This is a genomic window from Micromonospora deserti, from assembly GCF_003236335.1.
Taxonomy (GTDB): domain Bacteria; phylum Actinomycetota; class Actinomycetes; order Mycobacteriales; family Micromonosporaceae; genus Micromonospora; species Micromonospora deserti.
In genome coordinates this window covers 1-16,573 of the sequence record NZ_POUB01000132.1, presented here as the reverse complement: position 1 = coordinate 16,573, position 16,573 = coordinate 1, and the positions used below count along the sequence as shown (strand labels likewise).

Sequence of the window (16,573 nt, the reverse complement as noted above, 5' to 3'; positions counted from 1 at the left end):
GTGTAGCCCTCCTCCTCGTCGTCGTCCGGCAGGTCGGCGCCGAAGGTGTCCAGCCCGTCGAGCAGCGACGGCTCGTCGTACCGGCTCGGGCTCACCGAGACGCCGGAGATGTCGGCGGCGTACGGCAGCCGGCGTACGTCGGTGGCGGTCGGCCCGGCGCCGTCCTCCGGGCCGCCGCGGGTCGCCGGACCGCCCGCGGCGGTGGAGTCGTCGACGTCCTCGGCGGCGGGCCACGGGTTGTCGCCGGCGGTCGGGGTGCGGTGGAATCCGGCCACGATCCGGGCCCACTCGGCGTCGACGTCCGGTTCCTCGCGGGTGCGCTCGGTGGCCGACTCGTCGGCGAGCTGGGTGAGGTAGTCCCGGGCGGTGGTCAGGTGCGACCGGTCGACGTAGAGCCGGTCGACGGGGCGGGCCGGAACGGTGGTGGTGCGGGTGACCGGGTTCAGGTCGGCCGAGGGTTGCAGGTACGCCGCGATCCCGCCGGCGGCGAGCACGTCGAGCAGGTGCTCCCCGACGCGCGGATCCACGTCGCCGGCGACCGCGTACTCGCTCGCGTCCAGCCCGTTGTCCCGCCGCCCCCGGCGGGCCCCACCCGCTGACACCGGACATCCTCCTCACCGCGCCCGCGGCGCGGCCGCCTGAGCCCCCTCGGCGCCGACCCGTACGCCGTGCCTTGAATCGTGACACGTCGGGACCCGGTTCCGGGAGTGCCTTGTGGCGCGGCGTACGAAGTCCGACCGCCGGCCGCAGGTCGCGACCGCACCCCTTTGTCCGTTCTCGCGAGGGGTGTGCCACGACAGGGACGGGGCGGATGATCCGAAGCCGGGCCGGGCGTCCGTTGTGGCGGGCGGCCCCCGCTTCGTAGGCTCGTCGGCGACGGCAGTGCCGCCCCCGGGGAAGCGCGGGGTGCACCGGTGCTGCCGCGACCACCTCTGGGAAAGGACGCCGGTGCTGTACTGGCTGTTGAAGTACGTCATCCTCGGTCCGCTGCTCCGGCTGATCTTCCGCCCGCAGGTCGAAGGGCTGCGCCACGTGCCCGACACCGGCCCGGTGATCCTGGCCAGCAACCACCTGTCCTTCTCCGACTCGATCTTCACGCCGCTGATCACCAAGCGGAAGGTCACCTTCGTCGCCAAGGCCGAGTACTTCACCGGCCGGGGTGTCAAGGGCTGGCTGACGAAGATGTTCTTCGTCGGCACCGGCACCATCCCGGTGGACCGTTCCGGCGGCCGGGCGGCCCGGGCCGCGCTCGACACCCAGTTGACGGTGCTGCGGGCCGGCGGCATCGCCGGGATCTACCCCGAGGGCACCCGCTCGCCGGACGGGCGGCTCTACCGGGGCAAGACCGGGGTGGCCCGGCTGGCCCTGGAGAGCGGTGCCCCGGTGGTTCCGGTGGTGATGCTCAACCTCGACGAGATCCAGCCGCCGGGCACGCTCATCCCCAAGCTCAAGCGGGTGCGGATCCGGTTCGGCGCGCCGCTGGACTTCTCCCGCTACCGGGGCATGGCCGGGGACCGGTTCGTCGAGCGCGCGGTCACCGACGAGATCATGTACGAGCTGATGGAGCTCTCCGGTCGCGAGTACGTCGACATGTACGCGCAGAAGGTGAAGAACCAGGCCCCGGCCGAGCCCGCCGCCCGGCAGCCGGTCGCCGCCTGACGCCTCACCCGTCTCGGCTGAGGCGGAGCAGGGCGGGAGCGGCGTTGCGGTCGGCGAAGTCGCGCACCCGCCCCAGCGCCTCGGCGGCGGCGTCCGGGTCCACCTCGCCCAACGGGCCCACCGACAGGGCGGTGGCGAGGACGTGGTCGGTGACGTCGCTCATCCCGGCGTAGCTGCGCGCCGCCTCCCGCAGCAGGTCGGCGGCGGTCCGGGGGTCGCCGTCCCGCCAGGCCAGGCTCGCCTCGGCGGCCTGCCCGGCCGCCCGGGCCCAGGGCGTCGTGCGGGGTGCGTGCCGGAGCAGGTCGCGGACCAGCCGGGCGGCGTCCCCGCCGAGTAGCACGGCGAGGTGGCCGACCGCCGGCACCCATTCGGCGAACGGGATCATCCGGGTCCGCCGCCAGTCCTCGTCCAGCTCGGCCAGCAGCCCCGCCGCTTCCTCCCGCCGCCCCTGCACGGCCCGGCAGAGCGCCGCGTGCGCCACGGTCGAGCGCAGCACCCGGTGGAAGCCGCTGCGCCGGGCGGCGGCGAGCGCCTGGTCCACCAGGTCCGGCCCGGCCGGCCCCGGCTCGGCGCGCAGCGCGCGGATCCAGCCGGACACCGCCACGATGTGCAGGTCCCATTCGGCGGTCGGCCGCCGGGTCGACCCGTCCGCCATCTCCAGCGCCGCCTCCCAGTCGCCGTCGTAGTACGAGCGGGTCCACTGGTCGGCGAAGCTGGTGGCCAGGCTGTGCTCGCCGCCCAGGTCCAGCGTGCGCTGCTCGTCCACCAGCCGGGCCGAGCCGGCCAGGTCACCCTCCTCCTGCAACGCCCAGGCCAGGTTCTGCACCGCCCGCCGCCGGCTGGTCAGCCGCTCCACCCGGCAGTGCTCGGTGACCTCCGCCAGCTCCGCGTACGCCTCGGCGGCGCCGGAGAGGTAGCGGGCCACCGCCAGGGTGATCCGGGCGTTGGCCCGCGCCTCGCGCAGCTCCAGCCGCTCGGCCAGCTCGGCCGCCACCCGGGCTGCCGCGCAGGCCGGTTCGGTCTCGGCGTTGAGCATGTGCACCCGGGCCAGTTCGAGCAGCGCGCCGGTCTTCTCCTCGGTGTCCGGCAGGTCGGCGTAGATGCCGATGGCCCGGTCCAGGCAGCGCAGCGTCTCCGACCGGTCCGCGCGGCTCCACGCGGCGGTGGCGAGCAGCGTCCAGGCCCGGGCGGCCCCGGCACGGTCACCGGCCCCGGTGAGCCGGTCGGCGAGCCCGGCCAGTGTCTCCGCGCCGCCGCCGGTCAGGAACGCGTCGCCGTCGCGGAACAGCGCCAGCTCCGCCCCGAGCAGCTCCAGCGCCGGGTCCGGTCCGCAGTCGACGGCGAGCGCCCGGCCGACCAGCGTCGCGGCGGTCTCCAGCGCGTGCAGCTCGTACGCCCGACGGGCCGCCCGGTGCAGGGCGGCCCGCGCGGCCGGGGCGTACGGGGCGGGGTCGAGGCCGACGGTGCGGGCGATCTCGTGCGCCGTCCACCGGTGGTTGGCCAGCACCTCTGCCAGGTCGTGCTGCCGGCCGTCGGTGAGCTGCTCCAGCCAGTCGGCGGTGCGCTGGTGCCGCAGCACCCGTTCGGCCCGGGGCAGCCGCTGGTAGCAGACGTCCCGCACCAGGATGTGCCGGAAGCGGTACTCTGGCTGCCCCGGCATGGTCGAGGTGGGCAGCTCGTAGACCAAATCGCGGCGGTGCAGCCGGCCCAGGGCGCGCTCGACCCACTCCACCGGCCGGCCCAGCGCGGTGGCCACTGGCGCCGGCCAGAACTGCACCCCGACCACCGCAGCGGCCTGGAGCACCGCCCGGTCGGCCGGGTCCAGCAGGTCGAGCCGGTTGGCGATGACCGCCTGCACGGTACGCGGCATGCCGGCGCCGCCGGCCGGGTCGATCCGCAGGGCCGGCGCGGACGTGTCGAGCAGCCCGCCGTCCAGCAGCATCCGGGCGTACTCCTTGGCGTAGAGCGGGTTGCCGTCGGCGAACTCGATCAGCGGCGCGCGCGCCGTGGCCGGCAGCGTCGCCTGCCCGAGCAGCAGCGAGTAGAGGGTGTCGATGTCCGCGTCGTGCATCGGCGGCACCGAGATGGACATCGTCCCGCTGATCGTGCCGGTCCAGGCCGGGTGGCGTTCCCGCAGCTCCGGACGGGCGGTGGCGATCACCAGCAGCGGCACGCCCCGGGCTGCCGCGCCGAGCTGTTCGACGAAGGAGAGCATCGCCGCGTCGGCCCAGTGCATGTCCTCGAAGACCAGCACGGTCGGGCCGGTCGAGGCCAGGGTGAGCAGGAAGCGGCGCCAGGCCGCCTCGGTCTCGCCGGAGGCGAGCCGTTCGCCGGGCAGGCCGATCAGCGGGCCGAGCGCCTCGGCCAGCCGTACCGCGTGCGGGTCGGCCAGGCACCCCAGCCGCTGCCGCAACCGCTCGCGCAGGCCGGCCACGTCGTCGGAGTCCGGCAGGCCCACCCAGCCCCGCACGATGTCCGCCAGCGCGGCGTAGGTGACGTTCTCCCCGAACGGCGGGCACTGGCCCACCAGCCAGGTCACCTGTGTGCCGGGCAGGTTGGCGGCGTGCCGGGACAGCTCGCGCAGCAGCCGGCTCTTGCCCACCCCGGCCGGGCCGAAGACGGTCACCAGCTGCGAGGTGCGCTCGGTGACCGTGCGGTGCAGGGCGTTGACCAGCAGGCCCCGTTCGTGTTCCCGGTCGACCATCGGGGTCAGCTCGGCGCTGTGCGGGTCGGGGCGGGGGCGGGCCCGCAGCGCCAGCCAGATCCGGCTCACCGTGGAGCGCCCGCGCAGCGTCACCGGCGGCTGGTCGGCGTACTCCAGCTCGTGCCGGGTCGCCGCCCAGGTGCTCTCGTCGACGACGACGCCCCCGGCGGGGGCCAGCGCCTGCAGCCGGGAGGCGGTGTTGACCACGTCGCCGGTGACGAAGGCCTGCCCGCCGTCGCGGGCGGCGGAGAGGTCGACCAGCGCCTCCCCGGTGGCGATGCCGACCCGGAAGCCGAGCGGCGGGTGCGGCCCGGCCGGCTGCCGGGCCAGGTTCCGCTGGAGTTCCAGGCCGGCCCGCACGCAGCGCAGCGCGTCGTTGTCGGTGGCCACCGGCGCCCCGAACAGCGCCATCACCGCGTCGCCGATGTACTTCTCGACCACCCCGCCGTACTGGTGCACCAGCCGCCGCACCGTGGCGAAGTACGCCTGTTGCAGGCCGCGGGCCTGCTCCGGGTCGGCCCGCTCGGCGTACGTGGTGAAGTCGACGATGTCGATGAAGAGCACGCTGACCTGCCGCCGGTCCTCCTGCACCGCGACGACGTGGTCGCGCAGCGGCTGCCCGCAGTTGGTGCAGAAGTTGGCCTCGATGCTGTTGGCGTGCCCGCACCCGGCGCAGGTCGCGGCCAGGGGCCGCCCGCACCCGCCGCAGAAACGGTCGTCCGGCCCGGCTGCCCGGGAGCAGTGTCCGCAGGTGAGGTCGATGTCGAACTCCGTACGCCAGAGATTCCCCAGTGTCCCGCCCGACCGGCCAGTCGGGTACCCGACGGGCAGCCGGCCCTTACCGCTGATCGGCCGGGGCTAGTCTTCCGTACCAGGAAGATTCGCCGTCAGGGAGAGTGCCGTGCAAGTGCGACTGTCCGCCTGCTGGACCGATCCGGGTGGGACGGTGTGGGCCCCGGGCGACACGATCGACGTGGACGCGGTCACTCTCGCCGAACTGGAGGAGCAGGGCATGGTAGAGGAGCCCGAGGGCCAGCCGACTGGCTCGGGGAACACCAGCACCACGACCACGACCACCCCAAAGGAGACCGATCCGCAGAAGATCGGCCCCGGGCCGGGTGCGCCGCCCGCGGACGACACCGACAAGTGACAGCCGGATGAGGCCGGCGGGCACAGGCCCGCCGGCCTCATCCGTGCGTCGGTGCGGCCTGGTGCGGGCCGGGCGTCAGCGCTCGCTCATGCCGGCGCGCCGGCGCAGCGCGGCGACGTCGGTGACCACGATCCGGCGGCCCTCGGTGCGCAGCCAGCCCCGGCTGGCGAACGAGCCGATCGCCTGGTTGACGCTCTGCCGCGAGCCGCCGGCCATCTCGGCGAGCTGGCTCTGGTTGAGTTCGATGGTGATCATCGGGGCCTGGCTCTCCCCGGCCAGCCGGACCAGCGTCTTGGCCACCCGGCCGGGCAGGTCCAGGAAGACGTGGTCGGCGTTCTGCTCGGTCAGCCGGCGGATCAGCCCGCCGAGCGAGCGCATCACCGCGTCGAGGATGCGCGGGTTGGAGTGCACCAGCTCCATGAACGCGCCCCGGGACAGCGCCAGCGCCGCGCAGTCCTCGATCGCCTCGGCCGACGCGGAGCGGGTGGAGGCGTCCAGCAGGGAGACCTCGCCCAGCACGTCCGGCGGGCGGATGACCGAGAGCACCGCGCGCTCGCCCGTCGGGGCGGTACGGAACACCGCGACCGCCCCCCGGCGGAGCACGATCAGCGACTCGCCCGGGTCGTTCTCGACGAAGAGCAACTGTCCCTTGCGGTACGTGCGGGGCACCGCCGCGGCGATCACCCGCTGCCGCACCTCGGGCTCGAGCCCGGCGAACATCTCCACACCCGTGAGCGCGTCACCCGGCTCCGGCAGGCGCATCTCCACGGCCGACCCCTCCCCGGTCAAGGACCACAACTCGCTCACCGGGTGAACCTGAGGGCCCCTGACGAGGTGAACTGACACCGGTTCGGCGTCCGGTAGCGGTACACATCAGATCATGACGGGCTTGTCGCTTGCTGTACACCCCTCAAATCGCTTCCGTGACAGTCCCGAGCTGCGCCGGACGGCATCGTGAGGTGCGGATTCGCCCCCCGGCAGGGTGCGGCCCCAACCTGAGCGGCGCACGTTCCAGGTGGCCGCGCCAGGCCGGGCGCGTCCGGGTCGGCGGCGGCCGACCCGGTCGCCGGGGCGCGGCGGGGGTGGGCGAGGATGGCGGGGATGGTCTACCGCTACTTCTACGACTGCGAGTTCATCGAGGACGGCCGGATCGTCGACCTGGTGTCGATCGGCGTCGTCGACGAGTACGGCCGCGAGTTCTACGCGGTCTCCACCGAGTTCGACGGCTCCCGAGCCGTGCCGTGGGTGCGCCGCAACGTGCTCGACAAGCTGCCCTCCCCGGCCGACCGGGCGTGGAAGTCGCGCGAGCGGATCCGCGACGAGTTGCACGACTTCCTGCTCGAACCGGTGCGGGACCGGCCCGGGGAGCAGCTGGAGCTGTGGGCCTGGTACGCCGCGTACGACCACGTGGCGCTGGCGCAGCTGTGGGGTGCGATGCCGGCGCTGCCCCGGGAGATCCCCCGGTTCACCAAGGAGCTGCGGCAGCTCTGGGACGACCGGGGCCGGCCGACCCTGCCGGAGGCCGAGGCCGCGCGGCACGACGCCCTGGTCGACGCCCGGCACAACCTGGTCCGGTGGCGGGCGATGACCGGTTCGTAGGTCTGGTCGGGTCTGTCCGGGTCCGGCGCGTACCGCCAGGTCAGCTACCGGTCGGTAGGTCGACCGGGTGGCGGGATCGGCCCGGGGCGCGGTGTCGCCGGACAGTCGCGCGGACTACAGTGCGCACTGACGGCCCGCCCCGGGCCGGCAACGGCGCCGATGGTCTGATCTGACACATATCCTGGGGCTTACCGGGCTTCACCAGATGCTCCCAGGAGGATGTGCAGATCATGCGTATCGGCGTGCTCACCGGCGGCGGCGACTGCCCAGGTCTCAACGCGGTCATCCGGGCGGTGGTCCGCAAGGGCGTCGCCAGCTACGGCCACGAGTTCGTGGGTTTCCGGGACGGCTGGAAGGGCCCCCTGGAGGGCCTGTCCCGCCCGCTGGGCATCGCGGAGGTCCGGGGCATCCTGCCGCGTGGCGGCACCATCCTCGGCTCGTCCCGGACCAACCCGTTCAAGATCGAGAACGGGGTCGAGCGGATCAAGGAGAACCTCGCCGCGCAGGGCGTGGACGCGCTCATCGCGATCGGCGGCGAGGACACCCTCGGCGTGGCCACCAAGCTGCACGAGCTGGGGGTGAACGTGATCGGCGTGCCCAAGACGATCGACAACGACCTCGGCGCCACCGACTACACCTTCGGCTTCGACACCGCGGTCAACATCGCGATGGAGGCGATCGACCGGCTGCACACCACGGCCGAGAGCCACCACCGCACCCTGGTGGTCGAGGTGATGGGCCGGCACGCCGGCTGGATCGCCCTGCACGCCGGCCTGGCCGGCGGCGCCAACGTGATCCTGCTGCCCGAGCGGCAGTTCGACGTCGACCAGGTCGCCGGCTACGTCGAGAAGCGCTTCCAGCACCAGTACGCCCCGATCGTCGTGGTCGCCGAGGGCGCCCACCCGCTCGAGGGCCAGATGGTGCTGCACAACAAGGAGCTCGACGCGTTCGGCCACGTCCGCCTGGGCGGCATCGGCCAGTGGCTGGCCGAGCAGCTGGAGGCGAAGACCGGCAAGGAGGCCCGTACGGTCGTGCTGGGGCACATCCAGCGCGGCGGCACCCCGACCGCCTTCGACCGGGTGCTCGCCACCCGGCTCGGTTTGCAGGCGATCGACGCGGCGCACGAGGGCGACTGGGGCAAGATGGTCGCCATGCAGAGCACGGACATCGTCCGGGTGCCGCTGGCCGAGGCCACCCGCGAGCTGAAGACCGTGCCGCTGGAGCGGTACGCCGAGGCCGAGGTCTTCTTCGGCAGCTGATCGTCGCGTCGGCGCCGCGGCGGCCCGCCGGGCCCGCCGCGGCGCCGACCCACGACGAGGAAGGGGTACGGCGGGATGTCTGCCGAGGTGCACACGGTCGCGGTGATCGGTGCGGGCAAGATCGGTGAGCTGGTGCTCTCCGGGCTGCTGCGTTCCGGCTGGCCGATGGACCGGCTGCTGGCCACCGCCCGCCGACCGGCCCGCGCCGAGGAGCTGTCCGCCCGGTACGGGGTGCGGGTCGTCGACAACCTCACCGCGGTGGACGAGGCCGAGGTGCTGGCGGTCGCGGTCAAGCCGCAGGACGCGGCGGTCCTGCTGGACGAGATCGGGCCCAAGGTGCCCGCCGACAAACTGGTGATCTCGCTCTGCGCCGGCCTGCCGACCAGCTTCTTCAACCGCCGGCTGCCCGAGGGCACCCCGGTGGTGCGGGTGATGACCAACACCCCGGCCCTGGTCGACCAGGCGATGACCGCCATCTCCGCCGGCGCGCACGCCACCGGGGCGCACCTGGCGCTTGCCGAGGAGATGTTCTCCCCCCTCGGGGCGACCATCCGGGTCCCGGAGTCCCAGCAGGACGCGGTCACCGCCCTCTCCGGCTCCGGCCCGGCGTACTTCTACCTGCTGGTCGAGGCGATGATCGACGCGGGTATCCTGCTCGGCCTGCCCCGCCAGGTCGCGCACGAACTGATCGTGCAGACCGCGATCGGCTCGGCGGTGATGCTGCGCGACTCCGGGGAGCACCCGGTGAAGTTGCGCGAGGCGGTCACCTCGCCCGCCGGCACCACCATCTCCGCCGTCCGCGAGCTGGAGAAGCACGGCGTACGGGCGGCGCTGCTGGCTGCGCTGGAGGCGGCCCGGGACCGCGCCCGCGAACTGGCCGCCCAGGCCGACTGACCGGCTCGGCGGTGGTGCTCGCCGCAGGTGCCGGCCGACGGAGGTCGCCTCGTTGAGCAGCCGCAGGGCGAGGTGGACCCCAGCCCAGCTCCTGGCAGGCCGTGACGAAGGGTTCGAGTTCGGCGGCGGGCTCGGTGCCGCCGCCGGCGCGGGGCCGTGGTGGCCCCGCGCCGGCGGCTGACCGATCAGGTCCGGCTCAGGAGGCGGCGCCCAGCCCGCCGGCGAAGTCCGGGTTGGCCTTCAGCCACTCTTCCACGGCCTTCTCCTCGTCGCCCTTGTGGACGTTGAACATCAGGTCCTCGAGCGAGCCGAGCTGCTGGTCGTCCATCGTGAACTTCTTGAGCATCTCGGTGACCTCGGGGAAGTCCGCACCGAAGCCCTTTCGGGCCAGGGTGGTGATCTGCTCGGCCTGCCCGAGCGTGCCCTTCGGGTCCGCCAGGTCCTTCAGCTGGTACTTCGAGTAGGCCCAGTGCGGGTGCCACAGGGTCACCACGATCGGCTTCTTGTCCTTGATCGCGCTGTCCAGCGCGGCCAGCATCGCCGGGGTCGACGAGGTCTTCAGGTCCAGCTTGCCGGTCAGGCCGTAGCCCGGGATGACCTTGTCCTGGGTGGCCGCGGTCAGCCCGGCGCCGGGCTCGATGCCGATGATCTGGCCGTCGAACGAGCCGGCGTTCCCGGCCAGGTCGGCCAGCGACTCGACGCCGGTCACGTAGTCCGGTACGGCGATGCTCAGGCTGGCGTCGTCGTACCACACGCCGATCTTCTCGAGCTTGTCGCCGTAGCGCTCCCAGTAGGAGGCGTGCGTCTGCGGCAGCCAGCCGTCGAGGAACAGGTCGATGTCCCCCGTCGACAGGCCCTGGTAGACGACACCTGCCTCGACGTTCTTGAGCTCGACCTCGAAGCCCTTCTCCACCAGCAGGTTGCGCCACAGGTAGGAGGCGGCGATGGCCTCGTCCCAGGCCATGTAGCCGATGGTGATCTTCTTGTCGCCGCCGGCGGACTCGTCGGAGTCGTCTCCGCAGGCGGCGGCCCCGGTGAGAGCCAGCGCGGCGGTGGCCGCCAGCGCGACCCGGCGTACCAAGTTACTGCTCCACATCTGGAATTTCCTTCCTTGTTGCCGTACGCCGGCGGAACTCGCGGTAGCGAGGCAGGGCGCCGGCACCGGTGACGTCCCTGCATGGCCGGGAGACGGTGGGTCAGGCCTGCTGCATGGCGCGTTGTGCCTTCGCGGCAGCGGTGCGGGCGCCGATCGAGTCGGTGAGGCGGTCGAGCACCACCGCCAGGATCACCACGGCGATGCCGCCCTCGAAGCCCGCGCCGACCTGGACCCGGGCGAGCGCTGTCATGATCACGTCACCGAGACCGCCGGCGCCGACCATGCCGGCGATCACCACCATGGACAGCGCCAGCATGATGACCTGGTTGACGCCGGTCATGATGGCCGGCAGTGCCAGCGGCAGCTTGGTGCGCAGCAGGATCATCCAGGGGGACGCGCCGAACGCCTGCCCCGCCTCGATGACCTCCCGGTCGACCTGGCGCAGGCCCAACTCGGTCAGGCGTACCCCGGGCGGCATGCTGAACACCACGGTGGCCAGCACGCCGGGTACGGCACCGACGCCGAAGTAGAAGATGGCCGGGATGAGGTAGACGAACGCGGGCATCGTCTGCATCAGGTCCAGCACCGGGCGGGCCAGCGCCGACGCGCGAGGGTTCTCCGCGATGAGGATGCCCAACGGCACGGCGAGCAGCAGAGCCAGGGCGCTGGCCACCAGGACCAGCGCCAGCGTGCTCATGGTCTCCTCCCAGAACGGCATCCCCGCCACGAGGGCGAGACCGAGTGCCGCGCCGAGGCCGAACTTCCAGCCGCGCAGCCACCAGCCGAGGCCCGCGATGAGCAGCACCACGACGATCGCCGGCGGCGCGGTCAGCAGGTCGACCAGCGGTCCGACCAGGGACTCGACGCCGGTGGCGATGCCGTCGAAGACCGGGGACAGCCGTTCGGTCGACCATTCGACGCCCGCCTCGAACGCCTCGCCGATCCTGACGTACGGCAGCATCCCGTCCAGCCCTTCAGCGGTGTTCATGCGGGCTCTCCCTCCAGGCGGAGCGGCGGGTCGGCCATCACCTGGGCCGGTACCTCCGGTGTCGCGGTGTCGGCGACGGCCGGTGCGGGGTCGGGGGTGCGGGCCGCCGGCGTGGTCGTCCCGTCGGTCCCGGCCGGCGCCGGGCCGGCTCCGGGGCCGCCGGCGGCCTCCGGCCTGGTCGGCTCGCCGGTGACCTCGGTGCCGACACTGCCCAGGGCGCTGAGCAGCGTGACGCGCGGAATCACTCCGGCGAGCCGCCCGTCGGCGTCGACCACGGCGACCGGGTGCGGGCTCTCCGCGCAGGGGGCGAAGATGTCCGCCACGGGCGTGTCGTCGGCGACCGTGCGGACGTGGTCGGTCGACACGATCTCCTGGAGGTTCTGCCGGCCGTCCCGGACGGCCCCGGTGGCGGCGTCGGCGGTCACCGTGCCGAGGAACCGCTTGTCGCGGCCGGTGACGTAGACGGCCGACGTCTGGGTCTCCCGCAGCACCCGGGCGGCCACCCGCGGGCCGGAGTTCACATCGACGACGCCGAGGGGCCGCTCCATGACCGACGACGCGGTGAGGATCCGGGTCCGGTCGACGTCGGCGACGAACTGGGCGACGTAGTCGTTGGACGGGTCGGTGAGGATCTGCTCGGCGGTGCCGATCTGGACGATCCGGCCGTCGCGCATGACCGCGATGCGGTCGCCGAGGCGCATCGCCTCGTTGAGGTCGTGCGTGATGAACACGATCGTCTTGCCCAGGTCGGCCTGCAACTCCAGCAGTTGGTCCTGGACCTCGCGGCGGATGAGCGGGTCGAGCGCGGAGAACGCCTCATCCATGAGCATGATGTCGGTGCCGGCCGCGAGCGCGCGGGCCAGGCCGACCCGCTGGCGCATGCCGCCGGACAGCTCCTGCGGCAGCTTGTCCGCCCAGCCGTCCAGGCCGACCATCCGCAGCGCCTCGTGCGCCCGCTCCCGGCGCTCGGCACGGGGCACGCCCGCCACCTCCAGCGCGTAGCCGGCATTGTCCAACACGGACCGGTGCGGCAGGAGCGCGAAATGCTGGAATACCATGCTGATCTTCTCGCGACGCAGCTTGCGTAGCGCCGACGGCCGCAGCGTGGTGATGTCGACTCCGTCGACCTCGACCGTGCCGTACGAGGGGGTCAGCAGGCCGTTGAGCATCCGGATCAGGGTGGATTTCCCCGACCCGGACAGGCCCATGACCACGAAGATCTCGCCGCGCCGGACCTCGAAGTTCGCGTCGACGACCGCGGCCGTGACCGGCAGGTCGGCCAGCTTCTCGTCCCGGTCAGCACCGTCCCGGAGGAGTTCCACGGCCTTGTCGGCGCGGTTTCCGTAGATTTTGTACAGCGATTTCACTCTGAGTGCGGACACGATCTCCATTCCGACGGACACGCGGTACGACGACCATTTCAGCGACGTACGCATGTGCGCGCATCAATCGACATCAGTCATGTCGTCGGGCTGCCGGCATAAGACAGTCCCAGATGGTTGAGGGCTTGACCGACCCTACATGACCCTCGTCTGCGAATGGAAATCACGTTGCAATTTCGTTGCAAAGACACTGCTATTGGGAACACGTCACGCTGCCGAGCGATTTCCGGTCAGCATTGCCCAGGAGTGGATTGGCGACAATTCCGGTATGGAAACCGGGGTAGGGGCCAGACGTCGCAGCAGGGACGCTCGGGGGCGGGTCGGCTGTGGCGTTTCGCCGGAACGCAAAAGGGTCAGCGGGGGGCACGCCGCTGCGCGTCAGGCTCGCGGCCGGCTGTCCTCAGTAGAGCAGATGCGGCGCGCGCCGCCGCTCGAACGCCGCCAGTTCGCCGGCCCAGGCGCCGACCACGTCGTCCACCTCGGCACCCGTGTCGATCATCGTGCGCAGTCGCGGCGAGCCGGTCAGCTTGTCCACCCAGTACGGTCGGGTGGCGTCCCACGAGTCGCGCCGCCACGCGAACGCCGGGTACCGGCGCGCCTCCACGAGCATCGCGACCGCCGTGCGGATCGGGTCGTACGCCGCCCGGTCGAGCACCTTCACCTCGACGCCGGCGCAGAGCCTGTTGAGCAGCGCCGGCTTCTGCCCGGCGGCGGTCGGCGTGAAGTACGCCTCGCGGAACTCGACGCCCGGCAGGTCACGGGCGTTGAGCCGGTCGGACCAGTGGTAGTCGAAGTCGTCGGCCAGGCCGCCGATCAGCTCGAACGGGCGGCAGGTGCCCCGCCCCTCGGTGATCGAGGCGACGCCCTCGAACAGGCCGGTTCCCGGGTAGACCAGCGCGGTGTCCGGGGTGGGCATGTTCGGGCTGGGCATCACCCAGGGCAGGTCGGTGTCGGCGGCGAACCTGTCGCGCTTCCAGTGTCGACAGCGGACGACGTGCAGGTCGACCGAGCGTCCAGCCTCGGCCGGCAGGAACTCCGAAGCGAAGAACCGGGCCAGCTCGCCCACGGTCATCCCGTGCTGCTGGACGATCTCCTTCAGCCCCACACCCGAGGTGTAGGCGGGCGTCATCATCGGCCCGTACGCCCGCCCGCCGACGGGGTTCGGCCGGTCCAGCACCACGTACCGCGTGCCGACCCGGGCCGCGGCCACCATCGAGGTGTACATCGTCCAGATGTAGGTGTAGAAGCGGGCACCCACGTCCTGGATGTCGAAGACGACGGTGTCCACGCCGGCCTGCGCGAACATGCTCTCCCACCTGGTCCGGGAGGCCCCGTACGCGTCGTAGACGGTGACCCCGGTGCGGGCGTCGACGCCGGTGCCCTCGCTGCCGCCGGCCTGCGCCGAGCCGCGGAACCCGTGCTCGGGGCCGAACGCCGCGGCCAGCCGCACCGCGCCGGAGGCGTGCATCAGGTCGACCAGGTGACGGTAGGCCGAGTCGACCCCGGTGGGGTTCGAGATCACCCCGACCCGCTCGCCGGCGAGGTCGGCGAAGCCGGAGTCGACGAGCACGTCGAGGCCGGTCTCCACCCGGCGGATGCCGGGTACCGCACCGCCGGGAGATCCGGGGGCCGCCGCCGCGACCGTGCCCGCGGTCACCGCACCCGCTCCGGCAAGGAACCTCCTACGCTCCACGGTCGACCTCCCGTCGGTTTCGTTGAAACTTAGCTACGTGTGAATGCCTAGTCAAGGAAGGTTAGCTACATGGCGCGGGGGATGCCGGCAGACGGATGGGCGGTGGGGCCGGGCGGTGTGGCCCCGGGGAACCCGGCCAGGTCCGGGCGGCGCGGCCCCCGGGGCGGGTGCGGTGTTCCATACTGGCCGCGTGTTCACTCTCGCCCAGGCCCGGCACCTGGTGGCCACCCTGCGCCCGCGCGTCGACGAGCTGATCCGGCTGCGGGCCGACCTGGCCGAGCTGCGGGCTGACCTGGCGGAGCGCGGGGTCAGCGCGCTCGGCGGGCTGGCCGAGGTGAAGAGCCTGGAGGCGCGCCTGCACGCCGTCCTGGACGAGCTGCACCAGCACGACATCCAGGTCAAGGGGATCGCGCCGGTGCTGCTCGACTTCCCCGGCGAGCGGGACGGCCGGTCGGTGCTCTGGTGCTGGCTGGAGGGGGACCCCGACGTGGGCTGGTACCACCGGGTCGAGTGCGGCTTCGCCGGCCGCCGCCCGGTCTGACGCGGCCGCCCCGGTCTGCCGCGCCGCACAGCTCGGCGGGCACCTCCGGAATTGTCAGGGGCGGCCGACTGCTCCACCGGCTCGGCGGCCGGGGCCTGCGCGGTGGTCGTCGAGCCTGCCAGCGGACGGCCCGGACCTCCGCCCGGCGCTGCGCGGGGTGCGCCGGGTCTGGCGGTGTCGCCTCCGGTGGTCGGTGGACGCGGCCGGTCACGGCGGCGCACGGACGGACTGCGCCACAAGCGCGGGCCGGTCCGACCCGCGGTGCCCGGCGCGACTAGCGTGCCCGGCATGAGCGACGTGCGCCGCGCGGGCGTGGCCGACGCGGAGGAGCTGATCCGGCTGCGGGGGCTGATGCTCGCGGCCGTGCGCGGCCGGGAGCCGGCGCCCGGCCCCTGGCAGGAGCACGCGCTGCGGCTCGCGCGGGCGCAGCTGGGTGATCCCGACGGGCCGGCGGCGGCGTTCGTCGTCGACGCCCCGGACCTGCCGGGAGGGTTGGTGGCCTGCGCGTACGGCGTCATCGAGAACCGGCTCGGCGGCCCGGACAACCCCACCGGCCAGACCGGCTACGTGTACAACGTGGTCACCGAGCCGGCCCACCGCCGGCGCGGCCACTCGCGGGCCTGCCTGTTGGCGTTGCTCGACTGGTATCGCGACCGGGGCGTGCGCCGGGTGGACCTGCGCGCCTCGCCCGACGGCGCGCCGCTCTACCGTCAGTTGGGCTTCCGGCCGGCCTCCGGCACCGCGATGCGGTTGGCCGTGCCGGCCGCCGGCCCGCTCGGCGGGTGACCCGCCGGCTCGGCGGGTGCCGGCGGCCAGGGTCGAGCGGACCGTGTCGGCGCCGGCCGGGGACTCCCGGTCCCGGTTCGCCGGGTCGACCGAGGAGATCACCGCGTACGCGGGGGTGTCCGGCTGGTAGCGCCGGCTGTCGGCGAGCGTCCGGCGTCGACCCGCGTCGTAGCCGATCCGGTCGAGGCTTCCCAACTCCCTTCGCCGGGCCCGCACTCCCCACCGCCGGTCGACAAACGCGGCCGGGCGCGCCGTCACGGCCCCGCCGCCGTGCCGCCCTCGCGGGTGGCAGCGCTCCCGGGCGAAATCGATAGATGCACATCTTGACTAACTGATGACGGTGTGAGTAGCGTCTCACCATCCTTTTGGAAAGTTTCCTAACTGTTTGGGGAGACGCCACATGAAGAGATCGCTCCGCCGGGCCCTCTGGGCCGGCGCCGTGGTCGCGGTGACCGTCGCAACGGTGCCGATGGCCTCGGCGTTCGGCGCCGGCAGTGTGACCACGTCGTTCACCAAAGTGCAGGACTGGGGGACCGGTCACGAGACCAGGGTGACGATCACCAACGGATCGGACGCCTCGGTCAGCACCTGGCGCATCGAGTTCGACCTGCCCTCGGGCACCAGCATCGGCAGCTCCTGGGACGCCGACGTCACCCGCACCGGCGACCACTACGTGGCGGTCAAGAAGAGCTGGGCCGGGCCGCTCGCGCCGGGCGCCAGCTTCAGCTGGGGCTACAACGGCACCGGCCCGTACAAGGCGCCGCTGAACTGCACCATCAACGGTGCGCCCTGCGGCGGTGGGACCACCCCGCCCACCACCAC

The 16,573-nt window shown here is 73.0% G+C and carries 15 protein-coding genes; 8 read left to right on the top strand and 7 right to left on the bottom strand.

Going from position 1 to position 16,573, the window contains the following annotated elements:
• On the bottom strand, positions 1-602 hold a 602-nt coding region (locus tag C1I99_RS18675; protein ID WP_111135502.1), incomplete at its 3' end, for a DUF308 domain-containing protein.
• A gap of 346 nt (positions 603-948) precedes the next feature.
• Between C1I99_RS18675 and C1I99_RS18670 the strand changes: the two genes are divergently transcribed.
• Positions 949-1,659 carry a lysophospholipid acyltransferase family protein gene (locus tag C1I99_RS18670; protein ID WP_111135501.1) on the top strand — a complete coding sequence of 237 codons (711 nt, stop codon included), beginning with the start codon at positions 949-951 and terminating at the stop codon, positions 1,657-1,659.
• A 4-nt stretch (positions 1,660-1,663) separates the two neighbouring features.
• Here C1I99_RS18670 and C1I99_RS18665 read toward each other — a convergent pair whose 3' ends face one another.
• Positions 1,664-5,125 carry an ATP-binding protein gene (locus tag C1I99_RS18665; RefSeq protein WP_111135500.1) on the bottom strand — a complete coding sequence of 1,154 codons (3,462 nt, stop codon included), beginning with the start codon at positions 5,123-5,125 and terminating at the stop codon, positions 1,664-1,666.
• A gap of 139 nt (positions 5,126-5,264) precedes the next feature.
• Here C1I99_RS18665 and C1I99_RS18660 point away from each other — a divergent pair, with 139 nt between their 5' ends.
• Positions 5,265-5,513: a hypothetical protein gene (locus C1I99_RS18660; RefSeq protein ID WP_111135499.1), complete on the top strand. Its 249-nt coding sequence runs from the start codon at positions 5,265-5,267 to the stop codon at positions 5,511-5,513.
• A 75-nt stretch (positions 5,514-5,588) separates the two neighbouring features.
• Here the strand turns inward: C1I99_RS18660 and C1I99_RS18655 are convergent, their stop codons facing one another.
• Positions 5,589-6,281, bottom strand: coding sequence for a Crp/Fnr family transcriptional regulator (locus C1I99_RS18655; protein ID WP_088997507.1), 693 nt, complete (start codon positions 6,279-6,281; stop codon positions 5,589-5,591).
• Between the two features lie 333 nt (positions 6,282-6,614).
• Between C1I99_RS18655 and C1I99_RS18650 the strand changes: the two genes are divergently transcribed.
• From C1I99_RS18650 to proC, 3 genes are all read left to right on the top strand, one after another.
• Positions 6,615-7,112, top strand: a complete 498-nt coding sequence (locus tag C1I99_RS18650) for a polyadenylate-specific 3'-exoribonuclease AS (protein WP_111135505.1) — start codon at positions 6,615-6,617, stop codon at positions 7,110-7,112.
• A 230-nt stretch (positions 7,113-7,342) separates the two neighbouring features.
• The gene (locus C1I99_RS18645) at positions 7,343-8,371 is read left to right on the top strand and encodes a 6-phosphofructokinase (protein ID WP_111135504.1); all 1,029 of its coding nucleotides are present in this window, start codon (positions 7,343-7,345) and stop codon (positions 8,369-8,371) included.
• Positions 8,372-8,446: 75 nt separating this feature from the next.
• Positions 8,447-9,265, top strand: a complete 819-nt coding sequence (proC, locus tag C1I99_RS18640; RefSeq protein ID WP_111135498.1) for a pyrroline-5-carboxylate reductase — start codon at positions 8,447-8,449, stop codon at positions 9,263-9,265.
• Positions 9,266-9,461: 196 nt separating this feature from the next.
• Here proC and C1I99_RS18635 read toward each other — a convergent pair whose 3' ends face one another.
• The 4 genes from C1I99_RS18635 to C1I99_RS18620 all read right to left on the bottom strand — a co-directional run bounded on the left by C1I99_RS18635 (position 9,462) and on the right by C1I99_RS18620 (position 14,424).
• Entirely contained in the window at positions 9,462-10,361 is a 900-nt protein-coding gene (locus C1I99_RS18635) for a glycine betaine ABC transporter substrate-binding protein (RefSeq protein WP_111135497.1), read from the bottom strand.
• A 100-nt stretch (positions 10,362-10,461) separates the two neighbouring features.
• Entirely contained in the window at positions 10,462-11,349 is an 888-nt protein-coding gene (locus C1I99_RS18630; protein ID WP_111135496.1) for an ABC transporter permease, read from the bottom strand.
• A complete protein-coding gene (locus tag C1I99_RS18625) occupies positions 11,346-12,740 on the bottom strand; it encodes a quaternary amine ABC transporter ATP-binding protein (RefSeq protein WP_111135495.1) in 1,395 nt (464 codons plus the stop codon). The genes C1I99_RS18630 and C1I99_RS18625 overlap by 4 nt, the downstream gene beginning before the upstream one ends.
• Before the next feature lie 391 nt (positions 12,741-13,131).
• On the bottom strand, positions 13,132-14,424 hold the full coding sequence (locus tag C1I99_RS18620; protein ID WP_111135494.1) for an exo-beta-N-acetylmuramidase NamZ family protein: 1,293 nt from the start codon (positions 14,422-14,424) through the stop codon (positions 13,132-13,134).
• Positions 14,425-14,614: 190 nt separating this feature from the next.
• Here C1I99_RS18620 and C1I99_RS18615 point away from each other — a divergent pair, with 190 nt between their 5' ends.
• The 3 genes from C1I99_RS18615 to C1I99_RS18605 form a co-directional block, all read left to right on the top strand.
• The gene (locus C1I99_RS18615; protein WP_111135493.1) at positions 14,615-14,965 is read left to right on the top strand and encodes a DUF2203 domain-containing protein; all 351 of its coding nucleotides are present in this window, start codon (positions 14,615-14,617) and stop codon (positions 14,963-14,965) included.
• Between the two features lie 288 nt (positions 14,966-15,253).
• Entirely contained in the window at positions 15,254-15,751 is a 498-nt protein-coding gene (locus tag C1I99_RS18610) for a GNAT family N-acetyltransferase (protein WP_111135503.1), read from the top strand.
• 400 nt (positions 15,752-16,151) lie between these two features.
• Positions 16,152-16,573, top strand: a 422-nt coding sequence (locus C1I99_RS18605; RefSeq protein WP_199562240.1) for a cellulose binding domain-containing protein, incomplete at its 3' end; no start/stop codon positions are given.

Excerpts from the sequence above, each read along its gene's own strand:
- C1I99_RS18610 (WP_111135503.1), top strand. The coding sequence starts at position 15,254 with ATGAGCGACGTGCGCCGCGCGGGCGTGGCCGACGCGGAGGAGCTGATC.
- C1I99_RS18645 (WP_111135504.1), top strand. The coding sequence starts at position 7,343 with ATGCGTATCGGCGTGCTCACCGGCGGCGGCGACTGCCCAGGTCTCAAC.
- C1I99_RS18630 (WP_111135496.1), bottom strand. The coding sequence starts at position 11,349 with ATGAACACCGCTGAAGGGCTGGACGGGATGCTGCCGTACGTCAGGATC.
- C1I99_RS18625 (WP_111135495.1), bottom strand. The coding sequence starts at position 12,740 with ATGGAGATCGTGTCCGCACTCAGAGTGAAATCGCTGTACAAAATCTAC.
- proC (WP_111135498.1), top strand. The coding sequence starts at position 8,447 with ATGTCTGCCGAGGTGCACACGGTCGCGGTGATCGGTGCGGGCAAGATC.
- C1I99_RS18635 (WP_111135497.1), bottom strand. The coding sequence starts at position 10,361 with ATGTGGAGCAGTAACTTGGTACGCCGGGTCGCGCTGGCGGCCACCGCC.
- C1I99_RS18650 (WP_111135505.1), top strand. The coding sequence starts at position 6,615 with ATGGTCTACCGCTACTTCTACGACTGCGAGTTCATCGAGGACGGCCGG.